This window comes from Bacteroides sp. An269, assembly GCF_002159755.1.
Lineage (GTDB): Bacteria > Bacteroidota > Bacteroidia > Bacteroidales > Bacteroidaceae > Phocaeicola > Phocaeicola intestinalis.
The window spans coordinates 1-12,079 of record NZ_NFJG01000125.1; the positions used below are offsets into that span (position 1 = coordinate 1).

Below are 12,079 nucleotides of genomic sequence, written 5' to 3' on the forward strand. Positions count from 1 at the left end.
GGATGACCCTGATTCCGGGCTTCCACCGCCTTCCTCCGCCCTTTCCGCTACGCTCCAAGGACGGAGGAAGGCGGTGGCGGAGTTGCACTTCTAACTTGACGGTGGGTAGTTTTCACAACGCTACTAGCAGTAGATGGAATTATGGTATGTTCTATCAATTCTTTAAATTTTTCCTTAAAATCCGCCATATTTTCATTGTTTAGTCTACAAATTAGAATAAATTCATGGAACTTCAGTTTACCAAAGTCTAACCTATGTATTCGATAAAACAAGATAATATTTCCAATATTCTGCCCATGGAGTAATCTTGTCGTTTAGAGAATATGAATGTCACTGGATAGTATCATGTATTTCATTCTGTTACAAAATATACTAGTATCAAATCCAAATAATCGCTCGTGTATTGTGTTTTCATTATGCGTAATTTTTGATTGTTCAACTTAAATTCTTTAAGCTATGAATTCATAAATAGATACAATGGAGGAAAAGAGTGTATTATACTAATTCCCCCACTGCGATCTTTATAGAATGCCTTACTATCACTTAAACTTACTTATGTGCGCTTTAATCTTATATATTTATACGCCGTACAAAAAACAATCATATAAATTATAAGTATCCATGAAACTTTATTAATCACAAAATATTTCAGAAAATAAAAAGTTAATTTCAGGTTTAGTAATAATATGCTTCTTTAAAATCATGTCCATAACATATGTACTAAAAGGAGATAGATTAAACTGATTATTTATGATATAATTTTTAATTAAATCCTCAATTTTTATCTCCCCTATAGAGAGCATGTAACCTAACCTTATAAGAATATCTAAATCCATTATAACGGGAACATATACAAATATGTCACCAAACTTATATCCTTTTTCTTTTTTTATTTTATCAAATTCTTCTATTACCAAAGCATTTACTCCAAGAGATGAAAAAGCCGAGTCAGTTGTTATTATTATAGGATAAATATTCTTTATGTTATTTACATCACTATCATATTGATCAAAAGAATGGTTATTAATCATGTTATCTATTGTAGCCAATAATTGCCCTCCTCCCTTACGTTTATATTTACCTTTTGAATCAATACCATCAAAACAAATTCGTTCCAAAATTTGCTGCTTCATAATTTCTTCATCTTGTGAAAATTTTACAGAATCACCAAGGGTCAAATCTTTATATTCAAACAAAAATATCGTATCACCTTGACGCATATAAAAATCGGGTTCACCATCCATCCCATTGGCATTAAAGATTTCTCCTTCTATCAATTTATCTGCAATACGATCAAAGCATTTGTGCATAAGTGGATACAACATCTTAGGTTCTGAAAACACTGTCCCCAAAACACTATTAAATTGTGGATAGGTTTCGTATTTCTTTCCTTCTTTAGTTAACAAATTATGGTCTTTTACACTCCTAAAAAAATCAAACTTCATCCCTTGATACATTTTATCTATCAGAAGATTTACATTTAATAAAAGATATATTTTATCTGTAACTTTTAAAAGGAATTTATTACGAAGGAAAGCCATGCCTTGATTACACCCCCATAGTTTATTTAATTTATCCGCATTTGTATCTATCACAAATTGATCGAAAAAAGAATGGACTGATATTGGTAAGGGATTATTAGAATCATCTAATGATATATATTTACTATTAAGGGATGCATTAAAAAAATTAAAAAGTTGTATAAGGTATTCTTTCCAATGTCTTGTTTTATGATCTGAATAAAAAGCAGGTAAATAAGTTGAAAAAGTAGAATCAGACTCGCAAAATTTAAAAAATTGAATAGCTTTATAAAACTGTGTCCTAAAATCTTTATATAATTTAAATTCAACAATTGGCAGATCTAAACGCACTGAAAGTTTCGCAAGGAAATTAGGGTCCTTTTTAGAACTACTTAGTTCTTTATTATCATCAGACCAACCAATATCTGTCCATTTTTGATTACAATATAAAATGGCTTTGTATACTCTTTCCATCTCATCCTCACACAAATTTAATTCATTATCATCAGATTCAAAAGGAACATAATTTGATAAAGCTAACTGAAACATTAAAAAAGATGTATCACAAGACATTAACAATGGCAATTTATGTCTTTGCAAAAAATGCCATGCTTTTTTTCTAGCTTCCCTATCAAGCCATTTACACATTTCATGTATCATACATCTCTGTGTTGTAACATCTGATATCGCAAATAACACTTTGTTTTGTAGTTCCACTACAAAATTTAATATTGCTAGAGTAGGAATGTCCTTTATAAATAAAGTTGGATCAACTTTATCATAATCATTATATAAAACACTGTAACTTATTGCAACCTGCATATCTGGTAATGCAGATTTATTTGAATCTTTATAAAATCCCATATATCAATATTAGAATAATTAAATTATTTCTTTACCTTATTTATAATTCTCAATACGAGAGTATCATTCATTTATAATTAAAATTCTCATAAACCATACATTTATTCACTCAGCTTTTTAATCGCCTTATAAATCTCACTATAAGAATCTCTACCTTTATATTTTTCGGCTAGTGCACATGCCCTATCCATTTTTGAATCAGCAAGCATTTCTTTAACCCATTTATCCTTCTCAAGGTATTTTCGAGTTTTATCGTATGTTGGCAGATATTGCTTTAATGCTCTTTCTGTAGCTGCTGAATCTTGAAAATGTCGACACGTATCTTCAAAATGTAGTAAAAACCAATATTCTATTGACTGTAAGCTATCACAGAGAATCACATTGGGATTATTTTCATATTTCTTTTTGAGCGACACCATTTTTTTATTTTCCGCATCAGAACGCCTGCTAACATCTGCATCAAAAACACATATTACAAAGACATCTTCATCTAGAAGTTCCTTTATCTTCTTATCTATTTTCTCAATACTATTGTTTTCAAATAAACGAGGAGAAATAGAATATCTATAACCAAGTATTTTTTTCAAATGACTGAAATAGAATAATTCAGTCAAACCCTCACCAACGATATGAATAACCTGTCTGGTCGCTGTATTTTTTCTTGCTTTTCTCATAAAAGTACATGATTATAGATTAGGAACGGCACCGAATTTACCAAATTTATATGCCTTTTGGAGAGAACTAATCCTATTCAATCCTTTAAAATCTGTTAGAGGATACAGCACACTTGATCCGTCCGGATTCTTTTCAGTAAACCAGACATTATCTTTCCTAAGCAAATCTTCTTCTCCTAATAGTCCATCATAATGTGTAGTGAGCAACAACTGGGCTTGCTCTGATTCTTTTAGAAAACGTTCAATGATGTATTCTATCAATTTCGGATGAAGAGAGGATTCAATCTCGTCAACTGCAAGAAAAGCATCTCTTTCAAGAATCTTTTGCACTTGAGCGGCCAAGCCAAACGTACGGATAGTACCGTCCGATTCAAACAGTTCCGGGAACTCATAATAATCATTGTTACCATCATCAGATGAAACTTTATGCTGATACATAGTATAATTAATCGAACCCTTATGTGTTTCCTGTTCTTTGGAAGTAATATTTGAAATATTGAAATCAGCTTCCTGTAGATATCTCAAAATATAATCTTTTGCAGACTCATTCTTGATTGATTCTTCGGCATAACGACTTAAAGATGATGCAGGCACAATTGCCGGCATAACCCGATTGGTTAGATACTGAAGAACTGCCTCTAATTCTACAATATGTGTATTTACCTGCATATAAGCAGCAAAAACTGACATGTTATGTAAACACTTCAATGTTATTTCCTCTTTGACAGATTGCGACATTTTGATCTTCTGTCCAAATTTAATAACTGATACGTTATTCTCAGTATTTCTTTCAAATATAGTAGCAGGCTGTTGACTTGGATAATAGATCAGACTTTCCTTTGCTACGTGCCACCTGTCTAAAGCTACAGAATAGACATAACGAACTGCTTTTTCCTCATTCTTCAAGTAGAACGAAATCGAATATTCAGATAACTGCCTCGAACTTGTTTTATTCAGGAGAAACGGGACTATTTGAATTTGTTCTGCCTTATTAAGTGGGGTATAAGTAATGAATGACTTGATAAAATCACAAACTTTAATAATATTACTCTTACCCGAAGCATTTGCTCCATAAATGACAGCCACTTTCAATAGTCTCACATCACCCCCCAATTCGACAACATGATATGACTCCATATCCTTACTTCTATCAGCTTCAAAACTTAATATAGCCTCGTCTCTGAATGAGAACATATTCTTAAATCTAATTTCTGCTATCATATAATCTGTTTTTCCACAAATATATAAGTAAATATCTATATTTGCAAATTAGATTTCAATATTTACATCATTTATGCAAAAATCAAAAACTGATACTCTTTTATCGAATTTATTGCACTCGTAGTCAATATAATCATTAAATCAAAAAATCAGTCCATCCATTAATATAAAAAATCGATACAAACCAACATCAGTCTTCATATTATCTTACTTCACAAAGATTTAAATACACCCCCAAAATACTTATTCTATTTGCATGATATTGCACGCCATTGATAAAAATGGCATATCACTAAAAAAAGGATAAAAAACACCTCGTTCTTGTAACTTATTTGCTGGAAAACTTTGAAATTCAACAAAATACAATTATCTTTGTCTTACAAAAAGAATGTGACAATATATAACTCATTAATAATCAATGAGTTACAATGACTAAAAATGACAAAAAATTAGACTCCTGTACCTTTTAGAGTTCCAAGCATTTGATAATCAGAAACTTGCAATTACTGCATCGGCAAGTTCTGGTCGGGATGTGCTTCTCAGGTGAAACGGGGACTGGAAATTCTCGGCATTGGCATTGTCGACATTGACAGTCGGGACTGCATGATGCTGCGTGCGGAACAGACGCCGGACAAGGCGTATCTGGAAAAGCAAGGCGAAGATTACAACCTTGTGGACTGGTATCTTGACGTACTCCGCAAATACAAGGACAAGTTGCTCCGCATAACACGTTATGTCGTTGCAGACGCCTGGTTCTCAAAGGCGAAGTTCGTGGGTGAAGCCTGCCTGTTGGGATTTCATGTCATCAGCCGCCTGCGTGATGATGCCGCCTTGTGGTATGCACATGACGGTGTCCGCACAGGCAAGCGGGGACGGCCGCGTATCAAAGGCGAGAAGATTGATTTTGAGAAACTCGACCTTCAGCGTTGCAAGATTCTCGACATTGAAGGAGGAAGGGCTTACTCAGTCAAGACCTATTCAAAGGCAATGAAACGCAACATCAAAGTCGTGGTCCATTATCCCGAATCGGGAGGGCACAAGGTTTATTTTTCTACCGACCTTGAAATGTCGGCTAAAGACATCACCGAATACTACCGTACAAGATTTCAGATCGAGTTTTGCTTTCGGGATTCCAAGCAGTTTACCGGACTCAATGATTGTCAGGCAAGAGACTTGAGGAAACTTGACTTCGCTTTCAATGCTTCACTGGCCTCGGTAAACGCCGCAAAGGTCATGCGCCAACGATACTATCCCTCGCTTTCCATTGGACTGCTAAAGGCCTATCTGAGTAATATTTACATGCTCAAAAGAATTTTTAGCAAGTCCGGTCTGAAACCGAACAGAACTTTTAATGCTAAACTTATCAAAGAACTATTTGGCATAGTGGCAGAAGCCGCCTAGCCGATATGTTGAATTCTTAACGGACTATTATTTTATTTTATCGGCTGAAAAACAGCCGATAAAATTGTCGTGGCGGAAAATAGTATGGTTACCTTTTATAGTTTCCGTCCCAAAACCGTACTTTCTTGGAATGGAGAACGTAAAAGGAAGACAGTCTGAAACAGATACTGAACCTTTCAATCATACATTGATTCATATCCGCTAAACAAATTTATCGGAAAAATTAAAAATACTCTCTTATTGCTCTGTTTGAGGATTAAGAAACTATTTTGAATTTCTACAAGTACGAATCTGGTTATTCCTGGTAGTCGAAGTACCACCAATAGGTGTCGCCAAACTCACGGTGCATTCTATTCCGTTCCTCTGTGCATGAGGTGAATCCAACTTGACGTTCCCTGTATGTAATGTAACGTTTGACCAAGGTGCTGTCGGTTATTTGCACTGGGTATTCGGGATGTGAGTCTCGATAAATCAACAGGGCTTCGCTGTAATGGCGAGGCAGCTCCTCCTCAATTTCATAGAGGTCATTCACAGCTTTAACAAACGTATCCAAATCTTTTTCGAGCAATAGAGCCGAGAGATAATAATCTAGAGCTGTGTATTTTCCCGTACCTTTGTAGCAGATGTTTTGCAAGAAAGTCAGCCACTTTTCGCCTGCATATGGCCGTACGCCTAGCAGGTAATAGATGGAATCGTTAGTATAGCGATAGGTCTGAGTGGAGTCATCGGCAAAAAATAATCCGCCAGATCGGTAATGCTGCGGGAAAGTAAAAAGGCGTTTGCCCAGCTCACCGGTATGAGAGAGAGCTATTGAACGAAGTACGGTTAACGTCCGGGAAGCATCCAGCGATTTTTCTCCTGCCTTTAAGACTTGCTGATACTGCCGTAAACGTAAATGATGTTCGGCTTCCAGTTCGTGATGGAAAGCACGATTGGTATTTCCGATAAGCGCAGCCATCAAACAGAGTACTATCACTATCAGTATATTGCAATTCATAAGGATGATAGGATTGTTTTCGTGATTTAGCTGATTGCGGAAGATACGGCGCAGCCAATATGCCACTGCAATGTAAATCATCAGTACAAGCGGGAGCATCCAGCCCCAGAAAGTATGGTAACCGCCAGTGTAGACATCTTTTCCCACATCGGTCAATGCGCCTAAAATAAGGCAGGAAGGAAAATAAGATAAAGCACGCACATTACCCTTCAAGCCTAGCAGGCTGTTGACACCCCAGCGCAGTAACAATAAAATAACGGTGATGATAATGGCACTTGCCAAAGGGGCAAAATGTGTTTTGCCGTGAGCTAATGAAAAATGCAACGCTTCCAGGATATCGCTCTGGAAGACATATAGGTAGGTAAAGCTAAATGCAGAAAAAAGAAGACCGCATACGACAGTCTGTATGCGAGCAGTTTTTTTGTATGCGGTATGGATGTATTCACTCATATCTCTACGGGGTTCTAGTAAAATAAGGAGGTGTGCCTTGGAACTTGCCCAGACACGCCTCCTTTAGTTTATTTCTGGCGTTTGAGTACTACAGCCGAACGGGCAGGAATGTAGAGCTTAAGCCATTCTTTCTTTTCTTTCGCGTACAGCGGGTCGGCGCAGGTGAAATGGGCTACTGTATCATCAGCAAATCCAAAGCCACCGAATTCCTTACTGTCTGTATTCAACACCACATGATATTCGCCTCTCGGAACCAGAAATCCATAGTCGGTGAACGAGCGGGTCGGGTTGAAATTAAATACGAATACCAGGTCTTTCCGACGGTAAGCCAATACTTGGTCTCCATCATTGTGCCATACTTCTATGACATCAGTCTTCTGGATGTTCTTTACACTTTCGATAAGGTGTACCATGGCTGCATCGAAATCGCCCAGATAGTGGTAACATAAAGTTGGGTCATCTACCAGGTGCCACTGACGGCGGGCATATTTATACGACCAACCATTGCCTTCACGTGGGAAGTCAATCCATTCCGGATGACCGAACTCATTACCCATGAAATTCAAGTATCCACCGTTAATGGTAGATGCCGTAAGCAGGCGTATCATTTTGTGCAGGGCGATACCCCGTTCTACAGTACCGTTTTCATCGCCGATGCGGAAATGCCAGTACATGTCCGCGTCTATCAACCGGAAGATAATGGTTTTGTCACCCACTAATGCCTGGTCGTGACTTTCGCAGTACGAGATGGTCTTCTCATCTTTTCTGCGGTTAGTTACTTCCCAAAACATGCTGGAAGGTTTCCAGTCCTCATCACGGCGTTCCTTGATGATTTTTATCCAGTAGTCAGGAATGTTCATTGCCATACGATAGTCGAAGCCGTAGCCTCCATCGGCGAAGGGTGCTGCCAGCCCCGGCATACCCGACACTTCCTCAGCAATAGTAATGGCACGCGGATTCACCTGATGTATCAATTTGTTTGCCAATGTGAGGTAACAGATAGCATTGTCGTCCTGATGGCCGTTGAAATAATCTTCATAGCTACAGAACGCCTCTCCCAGACCGTGGCTGTAATAAAGCATCGAAGTAACACCATCGAACCGGAACCCATCAAAATGGAACTCATCCAGCCAGTACTTACAATTGGACAGCAAGAAGTGAAGCACTTCATTCTTTCCATAATCGAAGCAGAGCGAGTCCCAAGCCGGATGCTCTCGGCGGTCGCCTTGGTAGAAATACTGGCAAGGGTCTCCGGCAAAGTTGCCCAATCCTTCCACTTCATTCTTTACGGCATGAGAGTGCACAATGTCCATGATGACTGCCACGCCCATTTGGTGAGCTGTGTCGATAAGTTGCTTCAGTTCTTCAGGCGTTCCGAAACGGGAAGAAGGTGCAAAAAAGCTTGATACGTGATAGCCGAAACTTCCATAATAAGGATGTTCCTGAATGGCCATGACTTGAATACAGTTGTAACCGTCTTTTACCACACGCGGAAGCACATTTTCGCGGAATTCGTTGTATGTGCCCACTTTCTCAGCGTCCTGCGACATACCGATGTGGCATTCGTAAATCATCAGGGGCGAGATATTGGGATTGAAGACTTTTTTCTTGAACTTGTAAGGTTTGCTTGGGTTCCACACCTGCGCACTGAATATTTTGGTTTCGTCATCCTGCACCACACGGGTAGCCCACGCAGGAATGCGTTCGCCACATCCGCCTTCCCAATACACTTTCAGCTTGTACAGGTCGCCGTGCTTCATGGCTTTTTCCGGCAGATTGATTTCCCAGTTTCCACTATTCTTTACTTTCCTCAATTTGAACTTGGGTTGTTCCTGCCAGCCGTTGAAATCACCGATAAGGTAGATAGCAGTAGCATTGGGAGCCCACTCGCGAAAAGTCCATCCTTTTTCGGTGTGATGAAGTCCAAAATAAAGATGCCCGGTAGCGAAGTCTGCCAGGGTCTTCTTTCCAGTCAGTTCCTTTTCCTTGTCAATGGCATGCTGGTGTCTGCCTGTGATGGCATCCTTGTATGGTTCCAGCCAAGGGTCGTTCTTAATGATATTCAATTCTTCGTCCATGGTATTAGCCTTTTAATCTGTTTGCTTTTACTTTTATGATAATTTTTTTCACTCCATCGGGGGTTACGCCGGGCGCATGCGCGTCTTCAGGAAAGAAAATGGCGAACATGCCTGGCTTCACGGTCAGGTAGTCAGGTGCCAAGCCCTTATAGAAGGTAATATCTTTTTCCGCATTGTATTCTTCTTCGGGCAAGTCGGTGCGCGGCATGTAACCCATCAGCTCCACTCCCGAAAGCGGGATTTGAATGTCGATAAAGTTGTTGTGGGTCTCCAGCTTCGCCTCTTCTTTCGTTTTTGGACGGGTTTGCGAAAAGTTGACGGTGAGTTCACCTTCTTTCAGAGTCATTTTGCCCAATTCGTGGGCATTTAGGTCGGTTGCTTTCAAAAAAGCCAATGCATCGGCGAACAGCGGGTTCAACGACACATATTTTTCCATGTTTTCCAGTTTGTCGACAACCATAGTCGTATCGTTTTATAAGGTTTGATAATAGAAATTACTCAAAATCGTCTATCGTAAAGTTAGTAAAATCAGCAAAAGGCTTCATTTGCCTAAACACTTCAGCAGTCTGTTCCAAAAAATCGGGAACTTCAAAAAAGTTGTCTGATACCCGATAAGACACCGAATAATCCTTACAACAGAGATACTGGGGATAAGGAAAGTCTTTGGGAAATCCTTTTGGCAGGGTTTTCAAGTGCTCTTCGCCGATAACGGGGAAATACCGTCTGAAAGCAGGGGCTTCTACAATGGCGCGGAATTCGTCAATGTTGTCGTACACCGACTGCCGGACGGCCTTCAGCACATTTGCCGGCAGACACCAGCTACCTCCTGCCAACATGCAATTACCTGGCTCCAAGTGGATGTAATAACCACAATGATTTGATTTTTTGCCTTTGGCATTAATATATCCACCGATGTGCCGCTTGTAAGGCGACTTGTCTGAGGAGAAACGAATGTCGCGGTAAATGCGGTAAGTACAATCTTGCGGACGGACATGTGCCACGCTTTTATCGAACACAGCGATACGTGCGATAAGCGCGGCAAGCAGTTCGTTAAACATTTCCTGTACATGCAAATATTCCGCCTTATGTTCCTGAAACCAAATTCGGTTGTTGTTCGCCGCCAGTTGTTTCAGAAACTCTATTATCTCTGATATGTTCATGTCCTTTCTTTTTTGGTGACACAAACATACAAAAAAAGTTGGAAATAAGCCAACAAAGCGGAAGTATTTTACCACTCGCCAAGGATATTCAACAATTCGGTGTGTGTTTTACCGTTGGAAGCCAGGACTTGCCGTCCGGAATGGTACGTATTTCCTCCCTTGAAGTCGGTTACCTGGCCTCCTGCGTTTTGCAGGATGAGAGCACCTGCTGCAATGTCCCACGGTCCCAGAAAAGCCTCAATACGAGCCTCAAAGCGTCCAGCTGCCACATAACACAACTCGACTGCTGCAGCCCCCATCAGACGCAATCCTCCTACGTACCCATAAAGGCGGTCGACCAAATGTATGGCTATGGGCTTGTAAGCGTCCGAGTCGTAAGGAAAGCCTAAGGCAATAAAAGCATCTTCCAATGCGTTTACTTGTGACACGTGTATCTTGTTTCCGTTCAAGTACGAAGCGGATCCTTTGCAGGTCCAATAACATTCGTCATGTGTGATTTCGTAAACCACGCCCAGTAGCAATTCCTTTTGGTCACGCAAAGCAATGCTGACGCAATAGGGAGCATTGTTGTGAATGAAGTTAGTGGTGCCGTCCAGCGGGTCAACCAGCCAACAATATGGCGCATTTTCGTTTTGAGGCACACTTCCTTCTTCTGCAATGAAACTTGCTTCTGGAAGTAATTCATTGAGACTGGATACGAGACGTTTCTCTGACTCCTTATCTACGTATGACACATAGTCGTGTGCGTGTTTCTTCTCGACAGCATTCCAGTCGAATTTCTTCCGTTCTTCACGAATAAATGCACCAGCCTCGATAGCCACAGCGCGAACTTTTTCGGTAAGTAATGTTAAATCCATCATTGTATTCATAGATTGAGTGACACATCTTTGCCAAACGGCGCCAAGGATAACTTTGCCATCTTGAAATGTTGTTTGGCAAAAGGGATGCCGATAATAGTGATGAAAAGCAATAAGCCAAAGAAAATGTGCATAATCCATGCCATTAGCCCACCGAAAATAATCCATAACAGGTTGAGTGGGATACGAATGCATCCCGTAGGTGATTCCGTATCCTTTACTTCTGCACCGAAAGGCCACAGGCAGAGCAGCCCAATCTTGAATGTTTGCAAGGCAACCGGTATACCGATGATGGTACAGGCAATAGCCAGGCTGCCTGTAAAATATCCGATTGCGGCTTCCAGTCCGCCAAAGAGCCACCACAATAAATTTCCGATGATTCTCATTCTTTATTCTATTTTTCCGTTAATGCGTTTGGGAGTTATAGCCAACCACTCTCCCTGGTTTTATCATAATCCTTGAATCGGCATACAAATATGGTAAAAAACTATTTCGAATTTCTCCAAAAAGTTTTTCTCATCTTGATGTATTCGTTTTCGTGTGTGCTCTAGGTAATTTGGGGGTCCTTTCCGTTTCTGTTCTTCGTCAGATACCCCCACTATCTTCCTCATAGTAAAGACACAAGATTTTGCGTCTCTCCTCCCCAATCAACACACGATAAATCCAAAGCAGTTTCTAAGAAGCTGTTTTGAATTTTTCCAAAAAGTTTTTCTTGGCTTGATGTATCCGTTTTCGTGTGTGCTTTGGACGATTTTTTGGTCCTTTCCGCTCCTGTTCTTCGTCAGATAGCCCGCTATCTTCCTCATCACAAAAGCGAAAATGCCTCAAAAACTCATCCCAAATCATCGCACGATAAA

11 protein-coding genes are annotated in these 12,079 nt (G+C 39.8%); 1 reads left to right on the forward strand and 10 read right to left on the reverse strand.

Features of this window, described 5'->3' with window-relative positions; genetic code table 11:
- Positions 1 to 632: 632 nt before the first annotated feature.
- The 3 genes from B5F71_RS16650 to B5F71_RS16660 all read right to left on the reverse strand — a co-directional run bounded on the left by B5F71_RS16650 (position 633) and on the right by B5F71_RS16660 (position 4,279).
- Entirely contained in the window at positions 633 to 2,384 is a 1,752-nt protein-coding gene (locus B5F71_RS16650; protein WP_087212536.1) for a hypothetical protein, read from the reverse strand.
- 101 nt (positions 2,385 to 2,485) lie between these two features.
- Positions 2,486 to 3,058: an RloB family protein gene (locus B5F71_RS16655; protein WP_087212539.1), complete on the reverse strand. Its 573-nt coding sequence runs from the start codon at positions 3,056 to 3,058 to the stop codon at positions 2,486 to 2,488.
- A gap of 12 nt (positions 3,059 to 3,070) precedes the next feature.
- A complete protein-coding gene (locus tag B5F71_RS16660) occupies positions 3,071 to 4,279 on the reverse strand; it encodes an ATP-binding protein (protein ID WP_087212541.1) in 1,209 nt (402 codons plus the stop codon).
- Positions 4,280 to 4,822: 543 nt separating this feature from the next.
- Between B5F71_RS16660 and B5F71_RS16665 the strand changes: the two genes are divergently transcribed.
- A complete protein-coding gene (locus tag B5F71_RS16665) occupies positions 4,823 to 5,680 on the forward strand; it encodes a transposase (RefSeq protein ID WP_241148635.1) in 858 nt (285 codons plus the stop codon).
- 295 nt (positions 5,681 to 5,975) lie between these two features.
- On the opposite strand, the gene B5F71_RS16670 is transcribed toward B5F71_RS16665, so the two are convergent.
- The 7 genes from B5F71_RS16670 to B5F71_RS20440 all read right to left on the reverse strand — a co-directional run.
- The gene (locus B5F71_RS16670) at positions 5,976 to 7,127 is read right to left on the reverse strand and encodes a DUF6057 family protein (RefSeq protein ID WP_087212545.1); all 1,152 of its coding nucleotides are present in this window, start codon (positions 7,125 to 7,127) and stop codon (positions 5,976 to 5,978) included.
- Between the two features lie 68 nt (positions 7,128 to 7,195).
- Positions 7,196 to 9,205, reverse strand: a complete 2,010-nt coding sequence (locus tag B5F71_RS16675; protein ID WP_087212548.1) for an alpha amylase C-terminal domain-containing protein — start codon at positions 9,203 to 9,205, stop codon at positions 7,196 to 7,198.
- Positions 9,206 to 9,209: 4 nt separating this feature from the next.
- Positions 9,210 to 9,665 carry a YhcH/YjgK/YiaL family protein gene (locus tag B5F71_RS16680; protein WP_022039489.1) on the reverse strand — a complete coding sequence of 152 codons (456 nt, stop codon included), beginning with the start codon at positions 9,663 to 9,665 and terminating at the stop codon, positions 9,210 to 9,212.
- A gap of 34 nt (positions 9,666 to 9,699) precedes the next feature.
- The gene (locus tag B5F71_RS16685) at positions 9,700 to 10,365 is read right to left on the reverse strand and encodes a DUF2461 domain-containing protein (RefSeq protein ID WP_022039488.1); all 666 of its coding nucleotides are present in this window, start codon (positions 10,363 to 10,365) and stop codon (positions 9,700 to 9,702) included.
- 68 nt (positions 10,366 to 10,433) lie between these two features.
- Positions 10,434 to 11,225, reverse strand: a complete 792-nt coding sequence (locus B5F71_RS16690) for an inositol monophosphatase family protein (RefSeq protein WP_087212549.1) — start codon at positions 11,223 to 11,225, stop codon at positions 10,434 to 10,436.
- 5 nt (positions 11,226 to 11,230) lie between these two features.
- The gene (locus tag B5F71_RS16695; protein ID WP_022039486.1) at positions 11,231 to 11,608 is read right to left on the reverse strand and encodes a YccF domain-containing protein; all 378 of its coding nucleotides are present in this window, start codon (positions 11,606 to 11,608) and stop codon (positions 11,231 to 11,233) included.
- A 289-nt stretch (positions 11,609 to 11,897) separates the two neighbouring features.
- Positions 11,898 to 12,079: hypothetical protein (locus B5F71_RS20440; protein ID WP_204502738.1), on the reverse strand; the 182-nt coding region annotated here is incomplete at its 5' end.